Genomic DNA, 21329 nt, shown 5'->3' with positions numbered 1-21329 from the left:
GCGAAGGGGGCCGGACGGTGGAACCGATCAGAGAAGCGGCCCTGAACCTGGGCCTCGCCGAACTCGCCAACACGTCACAGCCGGCGCCGGACCCGGCCGCCGCCCCCGATGTTCCCCCGGCCGACGTACCCCCGGCCCCCGTGCAGCCGTCGGACCTGCAGCCCGGTGGCCCGATGCAGCAGACGGGGGACGACGGCCAGCCCCCGAACGTCCTCCAGGACATCACGCGCGGCGACTACCGCTGGTACCTCCCGGTCTTCGAGGTGGTGGCACCGACACCCGCCAGCACGCCACCGGACCCGTACGGCTTCACCTACACCGCGACGGGCCACGACGCGAACCAGCAGCCGGTGATCGAGGCCACGATCACCGTGACCGTCCGAACGGCCCTGACCGACGACCAGCGCGCGGACATCCCCGACCCCGACCAGTGCGGACCGGTGCAACTGACGTCCCTGCAGGCCCTGCTGGTCATCCCGTACGCGGACGCCGACAGCGGAGGGCCGTCGTCCGTCACCCTCGCCGCCGCGCCGGCCGACCCCGTCGACGACACGTACACCCTGGTCTTCACCGTCGGTGGGGACCAGGCCAAGGCGGCCTACGGCAGCCTCGCCCTTCCGCAGTACCAGCCGACGCGGACCCAGCTGCAACTCACCCTCAACCACCTCGAGTACAGCCGGCCCGACACTCCGCCGGGCTCCGTCAACGAGGGGGTACTCCCACCCACCGACACCACGGGGTGGGTGTTCACCCCGCCGGTCGAAGGGGGCGAGCCGGGGCTGGAGGGCTGGTGGGCCCCCGTCGAGACCAGCAAGGAGCAGGACCTCGACGTCTTCGTGCCCTGCGCCGACTTCGGCACGCTCTACGTGGACGCCACGGACCCCGACCACCCGGTCGCGGTCGGCTGCCGGGACGCGATGGCCCTGGGGCAACTGCCGAAGGCGCTCTACGACCTGGTCACCGACCTGACCACACCCGACTACGCCGTGTACGACGCGCTCGGCCGCCCCGGCCTGTACGTGGTGCTGCCGCGCCGGTACCGGGTCGGACGGTCGGTGCCCGGGCAGCCCGGGGTGGTCGACTGGAGCCCCCTGGTGCAGTGGGTCCAGGTCTTCGACGCCACCCGCGACACCGCCCTCCCCTGCAAGCTCCAGGCGGAACTCCACCCCGACCTGACCCAGGCCCAGGTGATCGCCCTCACCGCCGCGCTCTCCGCCCGCACCGCCCACCCGACGGTGCTGCTGCCGACCGGGTTCGGCACCGGCACCACCGGGTTCGCCGCCCAGAGCTGGAACGTCTCCCAGAGCGCGAGGACCGTCGTCAAGGGCGACAGCATCATGGTCGACATCGAAGTCGACTACGCGGACGCCGTCGTCCTCAACGGCATGCTCGGCGCCGGCGCGTCCGAGGGCATGCTGGTCGGCAACGGGGCGTTCCCCCTGAGCGACGGCAGCAGCCTCGGTCCGGTCGAACTGCACATCGACGTGTCCCGCCTGACCGGGCCGTGGCCCGGCGGACCGGTCCTGGCCACGCCGGCGGACGGCACGAACGTCACGGTCACGAACCACGCGGAGAACGACGCCACCGTCACCCGCCTCTACGCCGTCCTGCCGGACGGCTCCGTCCAGACGCCGGCGCAGGGCCTCGCCCTCGTCGTGCGCAGCGGGGCGAGCGCCGACGTCGCGGCCGTGACCCCGAGCGGCGCGACGCTCGTCCCCGACCACACGCTGGCCGGCTCCACCGCGGCCGTCGTGGCCCAACAGCGGGTCTACCTCGAAGACCTGCACACCACGGTCAGCATCGTCACCGGCACCGCCCTGGCCACCGGCGGGATCACCGGCGTCGACGTGACGGCCCGTCTGGACGGAGACCCGCAGTCCTTCACGTTCACCATCGGACCGGGCGTCCCGCTCTACCAGTTCGACCTGGTCCAACCCCTGGTCGCGGACCGGCAGGCATCGACCGGCCTGCTGCACCTCGGCGCCACCGTGCACCGGTCGGGGCAGCCGGACACCACGACGGGTGACTGCCCCGTCGACCTCCACCACGGTGTGCTGATCCAGCTGTCGGACGTGCTGGCCGCCCGGTAGGCCCTGTCCGGCCCGGCCGGTCGCCTACGATGGCGATCATTCGACACACGGGGGACTGATGATGAGTCAATCACACGGGCGGTGGCAGGAGATCGGCACTCCCGGCGGCATCGAGGCGTACGTCCAGCGGCCCGAGGGCGCCGCGCGCGGAGCCGTCGTCGTCTGCGCCGAGCTCTACGGCGTCAACGCGTACATCCGCGGCAACTGCGCCGAGCTGGCCGCGCTCGGCTACGTCGCGATCGCGCCCGACTTCTACTGGCGCGACGCCCGCCGAACCGAACTCGGCTACTCCGCCGAGGAGCGCGAGGCGGGCCTGGTGCTGATGAAGGCGCTGGACCGCGACCAGTTGCTGGCCGACGCCGCCGAGGCGCTCGCGTTCGCCCGGGCCGAGGCCGGCGGGCGCGGGGTGGCCTTCCTCGGGCAGAGCATGGGCGGGCACATCGCGGTGCGCGCCGCCACCGAGCTGTCCTTCGAGCTGGCGGCGGTCTTCTACCCGGGCTGGCTGCTCAACTCCGGGATGCCACTGGCCGGTCCGGTGCCGCCGCTGGAGAACGCGGAACGGATCGCCGCGAACGGGGTGCACCTGCTCGGGTTCACCGGCGAGCTGGACCACATCCTGCCGCCGGCCGAGTGGCGGGCGGCCGAGGAACGCCTCACCCAGGCGAAGGTGGCACACGAGCTGGTCACGTACCCCGACGCCCGGCACGGCTTCGCCTGCTCGGACCGCCCCGCCGACCACCACCCCGCCGCTGCCGCCGACGCCTGGAAGCGGGTGCACGAGGCCCTGGCGGCGAAGCTGTAGCCCGGCTCCGGCCGCGCGAGGTCGCCCGGGCCGTCTCTCCCTGGCCTGGGCCTCGACTGGCAGGCCGTCGAGGAGTGGTGCGCCGACGAGTGAACGGCGGTGAGCAAATCGGAGTGACGGCGATCAACGGGCCCGCTACGGTGGCCCGCATGTCCTCGATCAAGAAGGTCCAGATCACCTTCGACTGCGAAGAGCCCCTGCTGGTCGCCCGTTTCTGGGCCGAGGCGCTGGGTTACGTCATCCCGGAGCCGCCGGAGGGGTTCGCCAGCTGGGAGGAGTTCGACGGGGCCCGCCCCGCCGACTTCCGCGGCCCGGCGTGGGGCGCGTGCGCGGACCCGACGGGGGAGGGCCCGCGGCTGTACTTCCAGCGCGTTCCCGAGGGCAAGGTCGTCAAGAACCGGGTGCACCTCGACGTGCGCGCCGGCACCGGGCTGGTCGGCGAGGAGCGCCTGGCCGCGCTCGAGGCGGAGGCCGTCCGGCTGATCGCCCTGGGCGCGGTGCGCGGGCAGCTGCTGCTCGCCGACGGCGTCAACGAGTCCTGCCAGAACATGCAGGACCTCGAGGGCAACGAGTTCTGCCTCGACTGACGGTGACCATCCCGTCGAAGCCGTGAGGCCGCCCGCTCAGGGCGCCTTCGGCAGCCGGATGACCGCCCTGCCGCGCGCCAGGTCCACCTCGGAGTGACGCGGCGGGGCGCCGTCCCCCTCCTCGTCGCGCAGCATCAGCACCGCCTGCCGCTCCTTGAGCTCGTGCTGCTTGCCCGCCGAGAAGTTCGCGTGCAACTGCTCGAACCCCGTCGCCGAGACCTGCCCCTGCCGCGCGCCCGTCCGCCACGGCAGCAGCCCGGCCCGGCCGGCGCGTAGCAGCACCTGGTCCACCACCGCGAGCGCGGTGAGCAGCAGGACCAGCCCGGGCAGCGTGACGAAGACGACCATCCCCATGCGGTCCAGTATCACCGCCCGCCCGCCAACGGGGAACCGTTGGCGGATTGTTGGGGCGCTGTTGGAGCGCCCTGCCAGCCTCGTGGCCGTTCCCGCGTGACCGGCCCCAGCAGCGAAAGTCCGGGGCCCGGCGCGCACCCAACGCCTGAGGCAGGACACGTGAACACCGCAATCCTTCGACTCCGCCGCGTCAGAGCGGCCCTGACCGTGGTCGCCATGATGCTGACCGGCCTGACGTTCTCCGTGGGGCAGGCGTCGGCCGACGTGAACCCCTTGGCGTTCCAGATCCAGAACAAGGCGACGGGCCTGTGCCTCCGGGCGGCGGTCAGCTGGGCGCCGGAACAGGTCGACGTCGTCCCCTGTGGCACCAGCGACGACCAGTACTTCGTCACCCTGAACCACGACTGGCTCGACACCGGCGCCGTCCCCAACGGCGGTTCCTGCCTGGCGACGGACACGCACGCCAACGTGCTGTCCGTCGCCTGCGGCGCCGACGGCTACCAGTTCCCCTGGAAGTACGGCTCCGCCACGGGCGACTGGACGACCATCAGCAGCCCCGTCGGCTGCTACCTCAAGCTCGTCAGCAACACGACCCCCGCCTGCATGCCGGGCTTTCAGGGCGACAACGCCCAGTGGCGCATGATCAAGCGGCACATCAGCCACCACAACGGCACCGAGGCGGGCAACGGCCGGGTGAAGTGGGCGGACTTCGACGGTGACGGCAAGGCCGACTACATCACCGTCGGCTCCAACGGCGCGATCAACGTCTGGCTGAACCGCGGCGGCGACACCGGTGGCGGCTGGCAGCCCCTCGGGCAGGTCGCAGCGGGCCTGACCGCCGACCCGAACCGCGTGCGCTTCGCGGACTTCGACGGTGACGGGGTGGCCGACTACATCTGCATCAACCCGGACGGCTCCGTGCAGGTCTACCTGAACCGCGGCGGTGACGGGCACGGCGGCTGGCAGCCCCTCGGGCAGGTGGCCTCGGGGATGACCACCGACCTGAGCCGCGTGCGCTTCGCCGACATCGACGGCGACGGGCGGGCCGACTACAACGTGATCGGCGCCAACGGCTCGATCAGCACCTACCTCAACCGCGGCGGCGACACCGGCGGCGGCTGGGCCAACTACGGCCAGATCGCCGCGGGCGGCCTGACCACCGACCCGAACCGGGTCCGCCTCGCCGACATCGACGGCGACGGCAAGGCCGACTACAGCGCCGTGGGTGCGAACGGCTCGATCGTCGCCTACCGCAACCTCGGCGGCGACACCGGCGGCGGCTGGGCCAACTACGGGCAGATCGCCGCGGGGACCGGGACCACCATCGACCCGAACGCCGTCGTCCTCGCCGACTTCACCGGTGACTTCAAGGCCGACTACCTCACCACCAACCCGAACAACTCGGTCAGCGCCTACCGCAACGACGGCGGCGACGGCCGCGGCGGCTGGACCAGCCTCGGCCAGGTGGCCGCCGGCGCCTGAGCCGCGCCACCACGGTGAGCGGGGGGCTTCGGTCCGTCAGCCGAAGCCCCCTGCCCTGGACCCGAACCCGCACTCGCACCCGTACCTGTACCTGTACCGACCGCCACCTCTCGTACGCCCCTGGGGGAACCTTGAAACGCGTCCTGCTGCTCGGCCTGAGCGCCGCGCTGGGCCTTGCCGGTGCGGCCACCGCACCGTTCGCACACGCCACGACGACTGCTGCCACCTCCGCTGCCACCGCCACCACGCCCGCCGCGCCCTCACTGCGCGTCATGCCGCTCGGCGACTCCATCACCGCGGGCGCCGGCAGCTCGACCTGGTCGTCGTACCGGGCCCCGCTGTGGAACCTGGTCGCCAGCCAGTCCCGTTACACCGTGCGCTACGTCGGCTCCCAGGCCGGCGGGCAACTGCCCGACCTCGCCCACGAGGGCCACTCCGGCTTCATGATCGACGACATCCGCGCCGGGATCGACCAGTGGCTCGCCGAGGCCCACCCGGACGTCGTCCTGCTGCACATCGGGGTCAACGACCTCGACCGCAGCACCGACCCGGCCCACGCGCCCGACCGCCTCAAGACCCTCGTCGACCGGATCTTCGCGGACCGGCCCGGCGTCGCGGTCGTCATGCAGGGCGTGATCCCGACCACCCGGGGCCTGCAGCTCTCGCCGTCCGCCTTCAACGACCGGGCCCGGCAGTTGCAGGCGGTCGAGGCCCAGGCCGGGAACAGCTTCCGGTACGTGGACCCGCCGGCCCTGATACCCGTCGAGACGGCCGACCGCTCCCACCCCGCCGAGATGGCCGACCGCCTCCACCCCAACGACGCCGGCTACCAGCGGATGGCGCAGGCGTTCTACGCGGGCCTCGACCAGGCGTACTCCGCCGGTGCGGCGCGGGCCTCCGTGGCGTCGAACACCGCCGGCGACTCGGGCGGGCTGGGCCCCGTCCGGTACGCGGACTTCGACGGCGACGGCAGGGCCGACTACGAGACGATCGGCCCCGACGGCTCGGTGCAGGTCTACCTCAACCGCGGCGGTGACGGGCACGGCGGCTGGCAGACCCTGGGCCAGGTCGCCGCGGGGACCACCACCGACGCCACCCGCGTCCGCCTCGCCGACTTCGACGGCGACGGCAGGGCCGACTACGAGACGATCGGCCCCGACGGCTCGGTGCACGTCTGGCTGAACAGGGGCGGTGACGGGCACGGCGGCTGGCAGGACTACGGCCAGGTCGCCCTCGGCCCCACCGCCGACGCCACCCGGGTGAAGCTCGCGGACTTCGACGGCGACGGCAGGGCCGACTACGCGGTCGTCAACGCGAACGGTTCGGTGCAGGTCTACCTCAACAGGGGCGGTGACGGGCACGGCGGCTGGCAGTTCCTGGGCCAGGTCGCCGCGGGGACCACCACCGATGCGGGCCGCGTCCGCCTCGCCGACTTCGACGGCGACGGCAGGGCCGACTACGCCGTCGTCGGCGCCAACGGCGCTGTCAACGTCTGGCTCAACCGCGGCGGCGACACCGGTGGCGGCTGGCTGACCCTCGGCCAGGTCGCCTCGGGGATGACGTCGGACCAGGACCTGGTCCAGTTCGCCGACTTCGACGGCGGCGGCAACGCGGACTACATCCTGACCGACACGCCGTCCAACGCCGCCCGCGTGTACGTCTGGAACGGCGGCGACGGCCACGGGAGCTGGAACGACCTCGGCCAGGTGGCCAGCGGAATCCGCACCGGCTGACCGGGCGCGCCCGCGCCGCCCGGGTTCTCAACCCCCGGGCGGCGGCGCGTTCAGCACCGGACGTCGCGGAGCCGTTCAAGGCCATCGAGGCCGTCGAGGCACTGCTGGAGCAGGGCCGGGATGTCGTGCTCCCGGCTGATCTCGGCCGCCTGCTCGAAGCAGGCGCGGGCGCGGGCCGGCCGGCCGAAGTGGGCGTGCGCCCGGCCGGTGATGATCAGGGAGTCGGCGATGCCGCTCACGTCCCCCAGACGGCGGCGCAGCGCCAGGGACTCGTCGAGGGCGGCGAAGGCGTCCTCCTGCCGGCCCAGGCCGCGCAGGCAGTCGCCGAGGTTGCCCAGCGTGATGGCGATGTGTGTCATGTTGCCCCGGGCCCGGCAGACTTCGAGGACGGCGCGGAAGTGCGTGTGGGCGGCTTCGAAGTCCTCGTGGTGCAGGTGCGCCTGGGCCAGGGCGGAGCGCACGCTCAGGCCGTCCTCCTGCTCCTCACCAGACTCCTGGTGGAGCTTCCAGGCGCTTTGCGCGTACGTCAGGGCCTGCTCGTACCGACCCTGCTGGCCGAGGGCCATGGAGAGGTATGCGAGGAGCGTGGCCCTGCAGGGGTCGTCGTCGTGCTCCTCGAAGACGGCGAGTGCGGCTTCGAGTGCCTCGATCGCCTCGTCGTTGCGGTAGGCCATGCCGTGGGAGGTGCCGAGGCGGCGCAGCGTCCACGCCTGGCCGAGCAGGTCGCGGTGCTTCCGGGCGGACTCCAGGGCGAGGTTCAGGCAGGCGTCCCATTCGCCCGTCCACCAGAAGGTGCTCGCGTACCCCATGAGCCAGATCGCCAGCCGCCAGGTGAGGTCGGGGCGGGAGGAGTCCACGGACCTGCGGATGACCTCCTTGAGGACGGGCAGCTCCTGCCGGCACCAGTCCAGGGCGTGCTGCGGGTCGCTGAAGGCGGGCACCGGTGCGGCGGGGGAGTCGGCCAGGCGCGGTGCCCCGCCGGGGTCGATGGCCGTCCCGGCCGCCTCCAGGGCGAGCGCGTACCAGACGCCCAGCCGCAGCGCGGCCGCCTCGCGGGCCCCGGCGGACTCCTCCTCGAGGGCGCGCCCGGCGGCGAACTCCCCGAGCAGGTCGTGGAAGCGGTAGCGCCACTGCTCGGGCGTCTCCAGCAGGTGGACGTCGGCGAGGAGTTCGAGCAGGTCGGCGGTCTGCTCCCGGGGGCGGTCCAGCAGGGCGGCGCAGGCGTCGACCCCCAGGGTGTGGCCCGCCCACAGGCCCAGCAGCCGGAAGGCCCGGGCGGCCTCGCGCTCCACCTCGTCCTCGCTGTCGCGGATGGCGAGGTAGCTGGTGGCGAAGGTGGTGTCGACGGCCAGCCGTCCGACTGACAGGGCGCGCAGCCGCCCGCGGCTGTCGTCCAGGCGCTCGGCCAGGGTGCCCGGGCTCCAGGCCGGTCGGGAGGAGAGCCGGGCGCCGGTGATCCGCAGGGCGAGCGGCAGGCCCGCGCAGGCGGCCAGCAGCCGCATCGCGCCGTCCGGGTCCTGCCGGATGCGCTCGGGGCCGCAGAGCTGGGACAGCAGGGCGCGCTGCTCCTCGACGTCGAGCGGGCCGAGGGAGATCCGGGCGCTCGCGGGGAGGTCGGGGAGGGTGTTGCGCGAGGTGACGATCACCGCGCTGCGGCAGCCGCCGGGCAGCAGGGGCTCCACCTGGGCGGCGTCGCGGGCGTTGTCGAGCACCAGCAGGACGCGGCGGTCGGCGAGGGCGGTGCGCAGCAGGGCGGCCCGGTCGTCGGTGTCCTCGGGCAGGGGCCGCGCCGGGGCGCCGGGGCCCGCCGGTCGCCGGTCCAGGGCGGCGAGGAGGACGGCGAGCAGTTCGTGCGGGTCGCGGGCGGGGGCGGCGCCGAAGCCGCGCAGGTCGGCGTGGAGCTGGCCGTCGGGGTAGTGGTGGCGGACGGCGTGGGCGGCCTGGACGGCGAGGGCGGTCTTGCCGATGCCGCCCATGCCGGAGATGACGGCGATCCGGGGGAGGGCGGGCTCGGCGGGCCCTGAGGGCCCTGAGCGCTCGGCGGGCTCGGCGGGCTGGCCCGGCTCGGCCGGCTCGGCCGTGAGGAGGTCGACGAGCGTGCGCAGCTCGGCCTGGCGGCCGGTGAAGTCTGGTACGGCGGAGGGAAGTTGGGCCTGGGGTCGGCCGGTTCCGGCGGGCTCCTCGGGGGCACCGTCCTCCTCGGGAGCACCGGCCTCCTCCCGCAGGACCAGCTCGTGGGCGTTCCGGACGGCGGCCCCGGGCTCGACGCCCAACTCCTCCACCAGCGCCCGGCGCAGCCGCTGGTGGACGGCGAGGGCCTCGGGGCGCTGCCCGAGGCGGTGCAGGGCGAGCATCAGCTGGGCGTGGAAGGCTTCGTGCAGCGGATGCTCGGCCGTCAGAGCGGTCAACTCGGGCACCAGGCCCTGGACCTGTCCCAGGCGCAGCTCCGCCTCGATGCGCCACTCCAGGGCCTGCAGGCGGGCCTCCTGCCACTGCCGGCGCGGGGTCTGCGCCGGCGGCAGATCGGGGAACTCCGCCAGCGGGACGCCGCGCCACAGGGCGAGGGCCGCCGCCGACTCGTGCCGTACGGCGTTCCAGTCCCCGCGCAGCAGCGCCTCCCGGGCGCGCCGGACGCCCAGGCCGAAGACCTGGGTGTCCAGTTCGCCCTCGGCGACCTCCAGGCGGTAGCCGAGCGGAGTGGAGCGCAGGCGCTCGCCGTGCTCGTCTCCCAGTTCGTCGCCCAGCTGCGTGCGCAGGCGGGCCAGCATGTTGTGCAGCGAGGCGTTCGCCGAGGCGGGCGGGGCGTCACCCCAGAGCGCGGCCTTGAGCCGGTCCGGCGGGACGGGCCGGCCGGGCTCCAGCAGGAGGACGGCGAGCAGGGTGCGGACCTTGGCGCCGCCGACGGTCCGCTCCTGGTCGCCGACGCGGACGAGGAGCGGGCCGAGCAGGCTGAAGTGCATGGTCAATCCCCCGGTCCGACGCACTGCGCCGGGTGTTCGAGCGCGCTGATCATGCACACCGTAGGGGACGGGGGGCCGGGGTGTTCAAGCGGATTAACCGATTCCGCGCCGCTCAGCGCCCTTCGGCGAGCTCCGTCAGCAGCTTCGCCGCCACCGTCGTGCCGTCCGTGCGGATCGTGGCCCCCACCTCGCGGGCCCGGCGGGCCGTGGCGGGTGCGAGGGCCGTGGCGAGGGCGGCGGAGAGCGAGGCGGTGGTCGGTGTCGGGCCCTGGTGGGCGGCGCCGATGCCGAGTTCGGCGACGCGGGCGGCCCAGTGGGGCTGGTCGACGATCTGCGGCACGATCACCTGCGGCGCGCCCGCGAGGGCGGCCTTCGCGGTGGTGCCCGCGCCGCCGTGGTGCACGACGGCGGCCACCCGGGCGAACAGGGCCCGGTGGTCGACCTCGCCGACGACGAGGCAGTCGTCCCGCTCGTCGACCGCCGCCAGGCCCGCCCAGCCGCTGCCGAGGAGCACGCGACGGCCCCGGGCCCGCACGGCCTCGACGGCGTCCCGGGCGAGGTCGGGCGCGGTGCGCATCGCCATGCTGCCGAAGCCGACGTACACCGGGGGCTCGCCGGCGGTCAGGAACGCCTCCAGCTCCGGCGGGAACGGGCGGTCGTCGGGCAGGAACCAGGCGCCCGTCTGGACGAGGTCGAAGTCCGTCGCGTCCTGCCACGGGCCCAGGACGGGGTCGGCGGCCAGCCACGGGCGCCCGGTGTACACGTGGTCGCGCACGTTCGGCACGGGCGGCAGGCCGATCGCCGCCCGGTGGGTGTTGAGCGCCTCCCCGTACAGGGCGTCCACGCGCTCGGCGTCGTGGCGCCACAGCACCCGGTTGTCCGTCTCGTCCGCCGGCGAGGGCCTTCCCGGCCGCCGCTGCGGGAGGAAACGCGGCGAGGGCAGCCCGAAGGGGTGGAAGCAGGCGAACACGTACGGGATGCCGAGCTTCTCTGCCACCGAGCGCACCCCGGCGGGCATCAGGCCCGTCGCCAGGACGGCGTCGCAGCCCTCGGCCGCCTCGGCGAGCACGCCGAAGCGCGCGGCCACCAGCTCGGCCGCGAGCCGGAACGGGTCGGGCGCGCCCGGGCCCGTCCCCGTCACCACGGAACGCACCGACGGGCCGCAGGGCACCATCGGCACGCCGACCCGCGCCAGCAGCGCCGCGAACTCCTCGTCCGGCGGCGCCGCCACCAGCGCCTCCGCCCCCAGCTCCCGCAGGCGCACCGCGAGGCCCGCCAGCGGTTCGACGTCCCCGCGCGACCCCCAGGTCGACAACAGCACACGCATGCTCTCGAATCACCCCAACTCGGCGAGTTCCGGCTCAGGTCGGCCATTTTGCGGCAGGGGGAGGGCCTTGCCGCAAGCCCGGGGGTGCGCTATAGCTTGGAAATGGAGGGGGAGGCGCTCAGGCTTCCTCAGGATCCGAAACGCTCCCGCAGGGCCGCCGGCCCGGCCGTGAACACCCCGTGCACCAGGGCCGTCGACTCCTCGCGGTGCGCGGCGTCGACGTCGAAGACGGCGCCCCACTCGACGAAGCTCGCCCCGAGCTCGGTGACCGGCGTGAGGCTGAGGGTCGCCCGGTACCCGTCCAGCGCGAAGGTGCCGTCCGGGAAGCCGTACGTCTGGCTGCGCCGCTCCGCGTCGTAGGCCAGCAGGGTCTCGCGCAGCACGACCCCGTTGAACTCGAACACCCGGACCGAGCCGATCGCGTTGCCGCGCAGCTCGTTGCCCGGCCGGCTGGGCGGCAGCCCGGGGTGCCACGTGCCGAGGCCGTGGAAGTCCCCGATCAGCGCCCAGACCTGCTCGGCCGGGGCCTGGACGACGGTGCTGACGTTCGTTCCTGCCATGGCGGGGCTCCGTGTTGACGATCCATCAGGTGGGTGTCCATCCTGGGGCGCATGCGGGCCCTGCGCCAGAAGGCGCAGGGTGGCGTCCGGAGCCGGGGGATACTGCCCGGATGATGTTCCTGACCTGGATCGCGGAAGTGGCGGACGAACCGCTGGAGCTGGACCCGGCCGACCGGGATCGGCGGTCATGGACGTGAGCGGCCGCCTGATCGCCGTGCCGTCCGGCCGTGTGACGCTGTCGGACCGCCGCACGCAACGCAGTTGGAGGGTCGAGGTCGCGCCGTACGAGCTGGCGTCCTGCCCCGTCACCCGGGAGCAGTACCAGGGCCTCGCGGGCGACCGGCGGCCCGCCGACAGTGTCTCCTGGCACGACGCGGTGCGGTACTGCAACCAACTCTCCCTCCAGGAGGGCCTCGTGCCCGCGTACCGCGTGGACGGCGAGGACGTGGAGTGGGAGCGCTCGGCGGACGGCTACCGCCTGCCCACCGAGGCCGAATGGGAGCACGCCTGCCGCGCCGGCACCGACGGGCCGCGCTACGGGCCGCTCGACGAGATCGCCTGGCACCGGGGGAACTCCGGCGAACGCCCGCACGAGGTCGGCGGGCTGGCGCCCAACGCGTTCGGCTTCCACGACCTGCTCGGCAACGTGTGGGAGTGGTGCTGGGACGTCTACGACGCCCAGGTGTACGGGAGTTACCGCGTGCTGCGCGGCGGCGGCTGGTTCGACGAGCACTGGAGCTGCCGCGCCTCCGTCCGTCGCCGCAGCCATCCGACGCTGCGGATCGACGACGTGGGGTTCCGGCTCGCCCGGTCGGTCGGCGCGGTAGGCCCGGGCGGCTCTGGTTCGGGAGCGAAATAACCGGTGGTGCCCACGGGTTCGGGTGGGAAGACTGCACGGGTGACGCTTGTTCCGCCCCTGGTCCCGCCCCCGCCCCCGCCGCCGGATCCGCGCTCCGGCTCGCTCGCGTTCGACTACTCGGGCATGCGGGCGCTGGTCGCCGGCCTGGTTCCGCCCGCGGAGGTGTCCGCGTCGGTGAGGAGCGCGCTGGAGACCGCCCGTGAGCTGATGGTGCACGCCTTCTACCGCTACGAGTTCGCCACCGTCGCCGTCCTGCACTTCCTGTACGGCCTGGAGCGTGCCTTCGCCGAGGCGCTGGGCGTCGAGGAGCCGCTGGACGGCCTGATCGCGCGGGCCCTCGCATCGGGGCTGGTCGCGCCGGAGCTCGCCGGTGAACTCGACCGCGGGCGGCGGGTGCGCGAGCGGATCGCGAGCGGCGCGGTCACCGGCTCCGACCTCCCCGCAGGCGGAGCGCTCAACCTGCTCCGGTCCGTCTTCGAGGCCGTCGCGCTGGTGACCGGGCCGCGCGAGGAGCCGAGGAAGGCGACTCGCGTGGAGCAACTCGAAGCCCACTGGGACGAGTTGCGCAGCGTGCCCTTCCCGCCGGGCTTCGCCGGGGTGGAGATCGCGGGCGTGGATCTGATCATGCTGGACATGAACGTCGCCGGGCTGGTCCACCGGGAGATGAACGGCGGCCTCGACGACGACCACGTGGCCTACCTGTGGCGGAGCATCGCCGACCTCGACACCGTCGTGCCGCTGATCGGGGAGGGCAACTGCGCCGCCTACTTCGCGCAGGTCCGGGCGAGTGCCGTGCTGGCGGTGGCGCCGTACGTCCCGCCCGCGTTCTGAACGCCGGTTCCGGCTCGGTGCCGTGGAACCGTCGGGCCGCCGGCGACGTTGGCGCGGGCATGGACGAGATCAGGTTGGGCCCGATGGCCGAGGGCGACCTCGCGCGGCTGGTCGTGCTGACGGGCGACCCGGAGGCGCTGGGGGAGTTCCAGTGGTTCGGCTGGAGCAGCCCGGGGAGGTTCCGGCGGGAGTGGGCGGAGGACGGGCTGCTCGGCGAGGAACGGCTCATGCTGGCGGTTCGTGCCGGTGCCGGTGCCGGTTCTGCCTCCGGTGTCGACTCGGGTACGGCCGGGGAGTTCATCGGGTTCGTCGCCGCCCGGCGCGCCGGTGCGCGGGCGGTCTCGCGCCACTGGAACATCGGGGTGCAGCTGCTGCCCGCGGCGCGCGGGCGGGGGATCGGGACGCGGGCCCAACAGCTGCTCGTGGAGTACCTGTTCGCCCACTCGCCGGTGATGCGCCTGGAGGCGGACACCGAGACGGGCAACCTCGCCGAGCAGCGGGCCCTGGAGAAGTGCGGCTTCCTCCGGGAGGGCGTGCAGCGGGCCGCGGTGTTCCGGGCGGGCGAGTGGCGCGACGTCGTCCGCTACGGGCTGCTGCGCACCGATCCGCGGCCGGGGCTCTGAGCGTGCCGCCCTTGCCCTTGGCCCCTGCCGATCGGCAGGGGCCAAGGGCGTTTTCGCAGCTCAGGATGTGCTGATCGGGACATGTGCGAATGGGCGCGAGCCGTCAATCTTGGAGGCACTTGAGCGGAGGCCGACGGGGCCTTCGCGGGAGGGGGTCTTCGTCATGCAGCGTCTCGTTCGGTCGTTCCGCCGGTCGTTCCGCCGGCCGTTCCGTCGGTCGTTCCGCCGGTCGTTTCGGCAGTGGTTCCTGGCGTGGTGGGGCCCGGCCGTGTCCGTCGTACGGTGCGCGGCGGCGCCGTGCTCGGCTCGGTGTTCGGCGCGGTGCCGCTCAGGTGGTGCCGAACCACTCCTGCGCGAGGCCGTTCAGGGTGGTCGCCGAGGGCTTCAACTCCCGCAGGTACCACGGCAGGTGGCTGTACACGTGCAGCAGGGTGTACGCCATCACCAGCCGTGGGTCGACTCCGCGCCCGTAGCCGTCGAGGAGGTGTCCGAGGAGCGCCGGGTCGGCGCGGGTGGTGAACAGGCCGACGGCGACCAGGTCGTAGGCCGGGTCGCCGATCATGGCGGGCTCGAAGTCGAACAGTCCGGTCAGGCGCCAGCCGTCGGCCGGGTCGGTCAGCAGGTGCTCGCGCATGAACTCGGTGTGCAGCAGGGCGCGGCCCGGGGCCCGGGGGAGGGGCACGGCGGCCAGGAAGTCCGGGATCTGCTCCAGCCACGCCTCCGACAGCCCGCGCTCGCGCTGCCGCCGCACGGCGCCGGCGCGCTGGCGGTCCAGGAACGCGGACCAGTCACCGGGCCCGAGCACGTCCGCGAGCGGCTGCGGGTCGAGCCCGTGCAGGACGGCCAGCGCCTGCCCGCACTCGCGGGCGATCCGCACCCGCTCGCCCTGCGGGACGCGCGGCCACGCCGTGGCCAGGCCCTCGCCGGCCAGGCGGGACATCAGCACGTAGCGCCACCCGTTGACGTACTCCCCGGCGGCGTGCACCTCGGGGGTCGGGACCGGCAGGGCGCCCCGCAGGTGGCCGAGCACCCGCTCCTCGACGACCCCGTCCCGCGCACTCGTCGGCGGGAACAGCTTCAGCACCTGCGCCCCGCCGACCGCGTACACCGGCACCGAGCCCTCGGCGAACCGCTCCAGCGGCGCCCCGCCGAGCCCCAGCCGCGCGCACAGGTCCTCGGCCCCGGCCCGCAGCACCGCCTCGTCGTCCGCGAGGGCGTCCCACTGCTCTTCCGTCTCCACCACCGGCAACATCCCAGCACCGTAAGCACGGCAACCCCCGCCCGGCAAAAGGGTTTTCCCCACTCCCGTCCGGAGGGGCGGCTGCGCCAGGATGACGGTATGACGGATGAAACGATCACTGCCCGCACCATCGCCGACCGTCACCTCGACCAGGTGGCCGCGCACGACCCGCTGGAGGCCGCCTGGCTGGGCCTGCACCCAGGCGACGACCGGCAGCCGGACCGCTCCCCGGAGGGGTTGGAGGCGCTCGCCGACATCGCCCGGGGCACCCTGGCCGCGCTGGACGCCGCTCCCGCCGGCGAAGACCCCGCCGACCGGTCCTGCGCGCGGCTGCTCCGCGAGCGCCTCACCGCCGAACTGGCCCTGCACGACTCGGGCGAGAACTTCCGCCAACTGCGCAACATCGGCGCCCACGTCCACCACGTGCGGGAGATCTTCACCTACATGCCCACCGCCACCGAGGACGACTGGGCGGCGGTGGCCGGGCGGCTGCGCAACCTGCCCGCCGCGCTCGACGGGTACCGCGCGACGCTCACCGAGGGGATGGCCCGCCGGCTGTTCGCCGCGCCGCGCCAGGCGGCCACGGTCGTCGACCAGCTCACCGCCTGGACCGGCGAAGGCGCCGGTAGCCCGGGTACGGGCGGCGCAGGATGGTTCGCCGACTTCGTCGCCCCCGGCCCCGAGCCGCTGCGCGGGGAACTGGACGCCGCCGCCCTCCGGGCCACCGCCGCCGTCGCCGGGTTCCGCGACTGGCTGCGCGACACGTACGCGCCCGCCACCGTCGGCACCCCGGACGGCGTCGGACGGGAGCGCTACCGGCTCGCCGCGCGCTACAACAGCGGAGCGGACCTCGACCTCGACGAGGCGTACGCCTGGGCCTGGAGCGAGTTCCACCGCCTCGCCGCCGACCTGCACACCGAGGCCGAACGCGTACTGCCCGGGGCCGGGGCCCGGGAGGCCATGGACCACCTGGAACGGCACGGCCACGCCGTCCAGGGCGAGGAGGCGATCCGCGACTGGCTGCAGCAGCTCATGGACGAGGCGATCGCCGCCCTCGACGGCACCCACTTCGACATCGCCGGCCCCCTGCGCCGGGTGGAGTCCAGGATCGCGCCGGCCGGCAGCGCCGGGGCGCCGTACTACAACGGCCCCAGCCTGGACTTCAGCCGCCCGGGCCGCACCTTCCTGCCCACCCTCGGCCGGACGTCCTTCCCGACCTGGCAGCTCGTCACCACCTGGTACCACGAGGGCGTCCCCGGCCACCACCTGCAGCTCGCCCAGTGGGTGGCCGTCGCCGACCGGCTCAGCCGCTACCAGAGCACGCTCGGCACGGTCAGCGCCAACATCGAGGGCTGGGCCCTGTACGCCGAGCGCCTCATGGACGACCTGGGCTTCCTCACCGAGCCCGCCCACCGCCTCGGCTTCCTCGACCAGCAGATGCTGCGCACCATCCGGGTGATCGTCGACATCGGCATGCACCTGGGCCTGTCCGTCCCGGCCGACGCCGGCTTCCACCCCGGCGAGCGCTGGACCCCCGGGCTCGCCACGGAGTTCATGGCCACGTACAACGGCAGCCCCGCCGCACTGCGGGAGAGCGAGATCGTCCGCTACCTCGGCTGGCCCGGCCAGGCCATCGGCTACAAGCTCGGCGAACGCGTCTGGCTGGAGGGCCGTGAGGCCGCCCGCAGGCGGCAGGGCGCCGCGTTCGACCTCAAGACCTGGCACATGAAGGCGCTGTCCCTGGGCTCGCTCGGGCTCGACGACCTGGCCGAGCAGCTCGCCGCGCTGTAGGCACGAGCGGCGCGGTCAGCGGGCGCCGCAGGGGGTGACGTCCGGGGTGGTGGGTTCGGGGCCGGTGGCCGGGTCGCGGGTGAGGAGGTAGCGGGCACCGGGACCGGCCTCGGCGGCGCGGTCGCCGAGGTTGTAGAGGGCGCAGCGGGTGAGGGAGAGGCAGCCGCAGCCGATGCAGCCGGTGAGCTTGGACTTGAGGCGTTCGAGTTCGGCGATCTGCTCGTCGATGCGGTTCTGCCAGGAGGCGGCGACCGCGTCCCATTCGGCGCCGCTGGGGGCGGGCCGCTCGGGGAGGCGGTCGAGGGCGGTGCGGGCCTCGTCGAGGGAGAGGCCCACGCGCTGGGCGGCGCGGACGAAGGCGATGCGGCGCAGGGTGGCGCGGGTGTAGCGGCGCTGGCCGCCGGTGGTGCGGGTGGCCTCGATGAGCCCGAGGCTCTCGTAGTAGCGCAGCGCGGAGGCGGCCAGGCCGCTGCGTTTTCCGAGCTGCCCGATGGTGAGCAGGTCGCTGTGCCGGGGGCCGGGGGTCTCGCTCATGGGTACTCACTGTAGCCGCTTGACCTCAAGTTCGCTTGAGGTTGCACGATCAGTGGCATGACGACGCAGACGGCGACGAACACGGCAACGAAGACGGCGACGAACACGGCGACGAACGCAGCGAAGGAGGCCCGTTTCGAGGACATCCCGAAGCTGATGTCCCTGATGACCGGCGACGAGAAGCACGACCCCGCCGCCACCTCCACCCTGGACGCGCTCTGGGTGCTGTACGACCGGGTGCTCCGGGTCTCCCCGGCCACGGCCGGGGCGCAGGGCCGCGACCGGTTCCTCCTCTCCAAGGGCCACGGCCCGATGGCCTACTACGCGGTGCTCGCGGCCAAGGGCTTCCTCGACCCCGAGGTGCTGCCGAGCTTCGGCGGCTACGACTCCCCGCTCGGCTACCACCCGGACCGGATGCTGCTCCCCGGGGTGGAGATCTCCTCCGGTTCGCTCGGCCAGGGCCTGCCGCTGGCGGTCGGCACGGCGCTGGGCCTGCGGGCGCAGGGGCTGGCGGACCCGGCGGTGTGGGTGCTGATCGGCGACGCCGAGTTCGACGAGGGCTCCAACCACGAGGCGGTCGCCTTCGCCGGTGCGTACGGCCTGGAGCGGCTGCACGCGGTGGTGATCGACAACTCCTCGGCCACGCACGGCTGGCAGGGCGGCATCGCCCAGCGCTTCGCCGCCGCCGGCTGGTCGGCCGAGACGGTGGACGGCCGCGACCACGAGGCCCTGCACCGCGCCTTCACCGTCGAACACCCGGGCCGCCCGCACGTCGTGGTCGCCCGCGTCGAGCCCAAGAGCTCCTGAGCCTGAGAGCTCCTGAGCCCAAGAACTCCTGAGCCCGAGAAGCCCACAACAACCCACAACAACCCGCAGCAACCCGCAGCCGGACACCCCCGAAAGGCCCCACCCGTGGACACCATGCGCGAACGCTTCATCGACGTCACCACCCACCTGCTCGACGAGGACCCCCGCCTGGCCCTCGTGCTGGCCGACATCTCCGCGGCCTCCTTCGAGCCGGCCCGGGAGCGTCACCCCGACCGGGTGGTCAACGTCGGCATCCGTGAGCAGCTGCTGATCGGCGCGGCGGGCGGCCTGGCCCTGACCGGGATGCGCCCGATCGCCCACACCTTCGCCAGCTTCCTGGTGGAACGCCCCTTCGAGCAGGTCAAGTTGAGCCTGGTCCACCAGGGCGTCGGCGCCGTGCTGGTGAGCGCGGGCGGCTCCTACGACAACCCGGCGGCCGGCCGCACCCACATGTCCCCGGGGGACGTGGCGCTGCTGGACACCCTGCCGGACTGGACGGTCCACGTCCCCGGGCATCCGGACGAGGCCGAGCGCCTGCTGCGCCACGCCTACGCGGACGGCGACCGCAACGTCTACGTCCGCCTCTCCAACCAGCAGAACGCCACCGCGCTCGCGGTGGAGCCCGGCCGCTTCACCACCGTCCGCACCGCCCGGAAGGCCGGCGCCGTGGTGATCGCCGTCGGTCCGATGCTGGACGCGGTGCTCGCCGCCACCGAGGGCCTGGACGCGACGGTGCTGTACGCGGCGACGGTGCGCCCCTTCGACACGGCGGCCCTGCGCGCGGCGGTCGGCGAGCGCCCGGACGTGGTGCTGGTGGAGCCGTACCTGGAGGGCACCTCGGCGCACGCCGTGCACGAGGCCCTGGCCGACCGCGCGCACCGGGTGCTGGCCCTTGGCGTGCCGCGCGCCGAGCACCGCCACTACGGCTCGATGGCGGAGCACCTGGCCGCGTACGGCCTGGACAGGGCCTCCCTGCGCGAGCGGATCGGCACCTACCTCTGGTGATCGCAGCGGACGATCGCCACCGCCTCCGCCCCCAGCCGCACGGCGGAACCCGCCGGTTCACAGGCCCCGAAGGCCGCCACCACCTCCCGCCCCGCACTCCCCAGCGGCAGCGGCGCCTCCGCCGCCCCGAGGTTGACCGCCACCCGGTACGGCCCCCGGTGCACCACCACCCACCCCGCCCCCGGGCCGATCTCCGAGAACGAGACCCGCACCGCCCCCAGGTCCGGGTCGCCCAGCTCCGGGCGCTCCCGCCGCAGCCGGATCAACGTCCGGTACCAGTCGAGCAGTTCGGTGTGCGGGGCGCGGTGCGGCTCGGTCCAGTCGAGGACGGAGCGCAGCACGGTGGCGGGCTCCTGCGGGTCGGGCACGGCCTCGGCGGCCCAGCCGTGCTCGGCGAACTCCCGCCGCCGCCCCTGCCGGACGGCTTCGGCGAGGCCCGGGTCGGTGTGGTCGGTGAAGTACTGCCAGGGCGTGGCCGCGCCCCACTCCTCGCCCATGAACAGCATCGGGGTGAACGGCGAGGTGAGCACCAGCGCGGCGCCGCAGGCGAGCCGGCCGGCGGAGAGGGTGGTGGAGAGGCGGTCGCCGAGGGCGCGGTTGCCGATCTGGTCGTGGGTCTGGAGGTAGCCGAGCAGCCGGTGTCCTTCGCCGAGCGGGGTGAAGGGCCGCCCGTGGCCGCGGCCCCGGAAGGTGGACCAGGTGCCGTCGTGGAAGTACCCGCGCCCCAGGGTCTTGGCGAGGGCGGCGAGCGGCGCGCGCGCGAAGTCGCCGTAGTAGCCCTGGGATTCGCCGGTGAGCGCGCAGTGCAGGGCGTGGTGGAAGTCGTCGCTCCACTGGGCGGTGAGGCCCTGCCCGCCGGCCTCGCGCGGGGCGGTGGTGCGCGGGGTGTTGAGGTCGGACTCGGCGATCAGGAACAGCGGCCGGTTGGTGGTCACCGCCAACTTCTCGACCTCGGCGGCCAGTTCCTCCAGGAAGTGGACGGCCCGGTCGTCGGCGAGGGCGTGCACGGCGTCCAGGCGCAGCCCGTCGAGGCGGTAGTCGCGCAGCCAGGCCAGCGCGCTGCCGATCAGGTAGGCGCGGACTTCGTCGGAGCCGGGGGCGTCGAGGTTGACGGCCGATCCCCAGGGGGTGTGGTGCCGGTCGGTGAAGTACGGGCCGTACGCGGGAAGGTGGTTGCCGGAGGGGCCGAGGTGGTTGTGGACCACGTCGAGGATCACGCCGAGCCCGCGGCCGTGCGCCGCGTCGACGAAGCGCTTGAGCCCGGCGGGCCCGCCGTAGGGCTCGTGCACGGCCCACAGCGACACCCCGTCGTAGCCCCAGCCGTGCTGGCCGGGGAAGGGGCAGACGGGCATCAGCTCGACGAAGTCGACGCCCAACTCGACCAGGTGGTCGAGGTGTTCGGCGGCGGCGTCGAAGGTGCCGCGCGCGGTGAAGGTGCCGACGTGCAGCTCGTACACCACCGAGCCGGGCAGCGCCCGACCGCGCCAGCCGGTGGCGGTCCAGCGGTGCGCGGCGTGGTCGACGGCCCGGCTGGGCCCGTCCGGCCCGTGCGGCTGCCGGGGCGAGCGCGGGTCGGGCAGGGGCGGGCCGCCGTCGAGCCGGAAGGCGTAGTCGCCCTCGGGCGCCTCTCCCGACCACCACCCCTCCCGGCCCGTGCAGCGGGCCAACTCGTGCTCGAAGCCCTCGACTTCGACCGTCACCCGGTCGGCAGCCGCGGGCGCCCACACCTCGTAGACCGCCATGC

The 21329-nt window shown here is 74.0% G+C and carries 18 protein-coding genes; 11 read left to right on the top strand and 7 right to left on the bottom strand.

Annotated elements, in window-relative coordinates:
- Positions 1–17: 17 nt before the first annotated feature.
- From ACIBCA_RS22735 to ACIBCA_RS22725, 3 genes are all read left to right on the top strand, one after another.
- Positions 18–2090, top strand: a complete 2073-nt coding sequence (locus ACIBCA_RS22735) for a hypothetical protein (RefSeq protein WP_396284775.1) — start codon at positions 18–20, stop codon at positions 2088–2090.
- Between the two features lie 58 nt (positions 2091–2148).
- A complete protein-coding gene (locus ACIBCA_RS22730) occupies positions 2149–2892 on the top strand; it encodes a dienelactone hydrolase family protein (protein WP_396284774.1) in 744 nt (247 codons plus the stop codon).
- Positions 2893–3041: 149 nt separating this feature from the next.
- The gene (locus ACIBCA_RS22725; protein WP_396284773.1) at positions 3042–3479 is read left to right on the top strand and encodes a VOC family protein; all 438 of its coding nucleotides are present in this window, start codon (positions 3042–3044) and stop codon (positions 3477–3479) included.
- Positions 3480–3515: 36 nt separating this feature from the next.
- Here ACIBCA_RS22725 and ACIBCA_RS22720 read toward each other — a convergent pair whose 3' ends face one another.
- Positions 3516–3833, bottom strand: coding sequence for a DUF6191 domain-containing protein (locus ACIBCA_RS22720; protein WP_031068924.1), 318 nt, complete (start codon positions 3831–3833; stop codon positions 3516–3518).
- A gap of 159 nt (positions 3834–3992) precedes the next feature.
- Here ACIBCA_RS22720 and ACIBCA_RS22715 point away from each other — a divergent pair, with 159 nt between their 5' ends.
- Together ACIBCA_RS22715 and ACIBCA_RS22710 are read left to right on the top strand one after the other, a co-directional pair.
- Positions 3993–5315 carry an FG-GAP-like repeat-containing protein gene (locus tag ACIBCA_RS22715; protein ID WP_396284772.1) on the top strand — a complete coding sequence of 441 codons (1323 nt, stop codon included), beginning with the start codon at positions 3993–3995 and terminating at the stop codon, positions 5313–5315.
- Positions 5316–5446: 131 nt separating this feature from the next.
- Positions 5447–7048, top strand: a complete 1602-nt coding sequence (locus tag ACIBCA_RS22710) for an FG-GAP-like repeat-containing protein (protein WP_396284771.1) — start codon at positions 5447–5449, stop codon at positions 7046–7048.
- Positions 7049–7098: 50 nt separating this feature from the next.
- On the opposite strand, the gene ACIBCA_RS22705 is transcribed toward ACIBCA_RS22710, so the two are convergent.
- The 3 genes from ACIBCA_RS22705 to ACIBCA_RS22695 all read right to left on the bottom strand — a co-directional run bounded on the left by ACIBCA_RS22705 (position 7099) and on the right by ACIBCA_RS22695 (position 11895).
- Positions 7099–10008, bottom strand: a complete 2910-nt coding sequence (locus ACIBCA_RS22705) for an AfsR/SARP family transcriptional regulator (protein ID WP_396284770.1) — start codon at positions 10006–10008, stop codon at positions 7099–7101.
- Positions 10009–10120: 112 nt separating this feature from the next.
- Positions 10121–11335, bottom strand: coding sequence for a glycosyltransferase (locus ACIBCA_RS22700; RefSeq protein WP_396284769.1), 1215 nt, complete (start codon positions 11333–11335; stop codon positions 10121–10123).
- Positions 11336–11463: 128 nt separating this feature from the next.
- On the bottom strand, positions 11464–11895 hold the full coding sequence (locus ACIBCA_RS22695) for an SRPBCC family protein (protein WP_396284768.1): 432 nt from the start codon (positions 11893–11895) through the stop codon (positions 11464–11466).
- A gap of 187 nt (positions 11896–12082) precedes the next feature.
- On the opposite strand from ACIBCA_RS22695, the gene ACIBCA_RS22690 reads away from it, so the two are divergent.
- From ACIBCA_RS22690 to ACIBCA_RS22680, 3 genes are read left to right on the top strand one after another with little or no spacing between them, the layout of a single operon-like run.
- The gene (locus ACIBCA_RS22690; protein ID WP_396284767.1) at positions 12083–12754 is read left to right on the top strand and encodes a formylglycine-generating enzyme family protein; all 672 of its coding nucleotides are present in this window, start codon (positions 12083–12085) and stop codon (positions 12752–12754) included.
- A 39-nt stretch (positions 12755–12793) separates the two neighbouring features.
- Entirely contained in the window at positions 12794–13585 is a 792-nt protein-coding gene (locus ACIBCA_RS22685) for a hypothetical protein (protein ID WP_396284766.1), read from the top strand.
- A 59-nt stretch (positions 13586–13644) separates the two neighbouring features.
- The gene (locus ACIBCA_RS22680) at positions 13645–14208 is read left to right on the top strand and encodes a GNAT family N-acetyltransferase (RefSeq protein WP_396284765.1); all 564 of its coding nucleotides are present in this window, start codon (positions 13645–13647) and stop codon (positions 14206–14208) included.
- A 328-nt stretch (positions 14209–14536) separates the two neighbouring features.
- Here the strand turns inward: ACIBCA_RS22680 and ACIBCA_RS22675 are convergent, their stop codons facing one another.
- The gene (locus ACIBCA_RS22675) at positions 14537–15460 is read right to left on the bottom strand and encodes a phosphotransferase family protein (RefSeq protein WP_396284764.1); all 924 of its coding nucleotides are present in this window, start codon (positions 15458–15460) and stop codon (positions 14537–14539) included.
- An 87-nt stretch (positions 15461–15547) separates the two neighbouring features.
- Here ACIBCA_RS22675 and ACIBCA_RS22670 point away from each other — a divergent pair, with 87 nt between their 5' ends.
- Entirely contained in the window at positions 15548–17239 is a 1692-nt protein-coding gene (locus ACIBCA_RS22670) for a DUF885 domain-containing protein (protein ID WP_396284763.1), read from the top strand.
- A 15-nt stretch (positions 17240–17254) separates the two neighbouring features.
- Here ACIBCA_RS22670 and soxR read toward each other — a convergent pair whose 3' ends face one another.
- The gene (gene soxR / locus ACIBCA_RS22665) at positions 17255–17773 is read right to left on the bottom strand and encodes a redox-sensitive transcriptional activator SoxR (protein ID WP_396284762.1); all 519 of its coding nucleotides are present in this window, start codon (positions 17771–17773) and stop codon (positions 17255–17257) included.
- Between the two features lie 156 nt (positions 17774–17929).
- Here soxR and ACIBCA_RS22660 point away from each other — a divergent pair, with 156 nt between their 5' ends.
- Both ACIBCA_RS22660 and ACIBCA_RS22655 read left to right on the top strand, forming a co-directional pair.
- Positions 17930–18580: a transketolase gene (locus tag ACIBCA_RS22660; RefSeq protein WP_396285007.1), complete on the top strand. Its 651-nt coding sequence runs from the start codon at positions 17930–17932 to the stop codon at positions 18578–18580.
- Positions 18581–18685: 105 nt separating this feature from the next.
- A complete protein-coding gene (locus tag ACIBCA_RS22655) occupies positions 18686–19585 on the top strand; it encodes a transketolase family protein (protein ID WP_396284761.1) in 900 nt (299 codons plus the stop codon).
- Here the strand turns inward: ACIBCA_RS22655 and treZ are convergent.
- Positions 19573–21327 carry a malto-oligosyltrehalose trehalohydrolase gene (gene treZ / locus ACIBCA_RS22650; RefSeq protein WP_396284760.1) on the bottom strand — a complete coding sequence of 585 codons (1755 nt, stop codon included), beginning with the start codon at positions 21325–21327 and terminating at the stop codon, positions 19573–19575. The genes ACIBCA_RS22655 and treZ overlap by 13 nt on opposite strands.
- Positions 21328–21329 lie beyond the last annotated feature (2 nt).

Origin of the sequence: Kitasatospora sp. NPDC051170 (assembly GCF_044455705.1) — a bacterium.
Taxonomy (GTDB): Bacteria; Actinomycetota; Actinomycetes; order Streptomycetales; family Streptomycetaceae; genus Kitasatospora.
This window is presented reverse-complemented; position numbering and strand designations above follow the sequence as displayed.

Excerpts from the sequence above, each read along its gene's own strand:
- ACIBCA_RS22730 (WP_396284774.1), top strand. The coding sequence starts at position 2,149 with ATGATGAGTCAATCACACGGGCGGTGGCAGGAGATCGGCACTCCCGGC.
- ACIBCA_RS22725 (WP_396284773.1), top strand. The coding sequence starts at position 3,042 with ATGTCCTCGATCAAGAAGGTCCAGATCACCTTCGACTGCGAAGAGCCC.
- ACIBCA_RS22720 (WP_031068924.1), bottom strand. The coding sequence starts at position 3,833 with ATGGGGATGGTCGTCTTCGTCACGCTGCCCGGGCTGGTCCTGCTGCTC.
- ACIBCA_RS22705 (WP_396284770.1), bottom strand. The coding sequence starts at position 10,008 with ATGCACTTCAGCCTGCTCGGCCCGCTCCTCGTCCGCGTCGGCGACCAG.
- ACIBCA_RS22700 (WP_396284769.1), bottom strand. The coding sequence starts at position 11,335 with ATGCGTGTGCTGTTGTCGACCTGGGGGTCGCGCGGGGACGTCGAACCG.
- ACIBCA_RS22695 (WP_396284768.1), bottom strand. The coding sequence starts at position 11,895 with ATGGCAGGAACGAACGTCAGCACCGTCGTCCAGGCCCCGGCCGAGCAG.
- ACIBCA_RS22690 (WP_396284767.1), top strand. The coding sequence starts at position 12,083 with ATGGACGTGAGCGGCCGCCTGATCGCCGTGCCGTCCGGCCGTGTGACG.
- ACIBCA_RS22680 (WP_396284765.1), top strand. The coding sequence starts at position 13,645 with ATGGACGAGATCAGGTTGGGCCCGATGGCCGAGGGCGACCTCGCGCGG.
- ACIBCA_RS22675 (WP_396284764.1), bottom strand. The coding sequence starts at position 15,460 with ATGTTGCCGGTGGTGGAGACGGAAGAGCAGTGGGACGCCCTCGCGGAC.
- ACIBCA_RS22670 (WP_396284763.1), top strand. The coding sequence starts at position 15,548 with ATGACGGATGAAACGATCACTGCCCGCACCATCGCCGACCGTCACCTC.
- soxR (WP_396284762.1), bottom strand. The coding sequence starts at position 17,773 with ATGAGCGAGACCCCCGGCCCCCGGCACAGCGACCTGCTCACCATCGGG.
- ACIBCA_RS22660 (WP_396285007.1), top strand. The coding sequence starts at position 17,930 with ATGTCCCTGATGACCGGCGACGAGAAGCACGACCCCGCCGCCACCTCC.
- treZ (WP_396284760.1), bottom strand. The coding sequence starts at position 21,327 with ATGGCGGTCTACGAGGTGTGGGCGCCCGCGGCTGCCGACCGGGTGACG.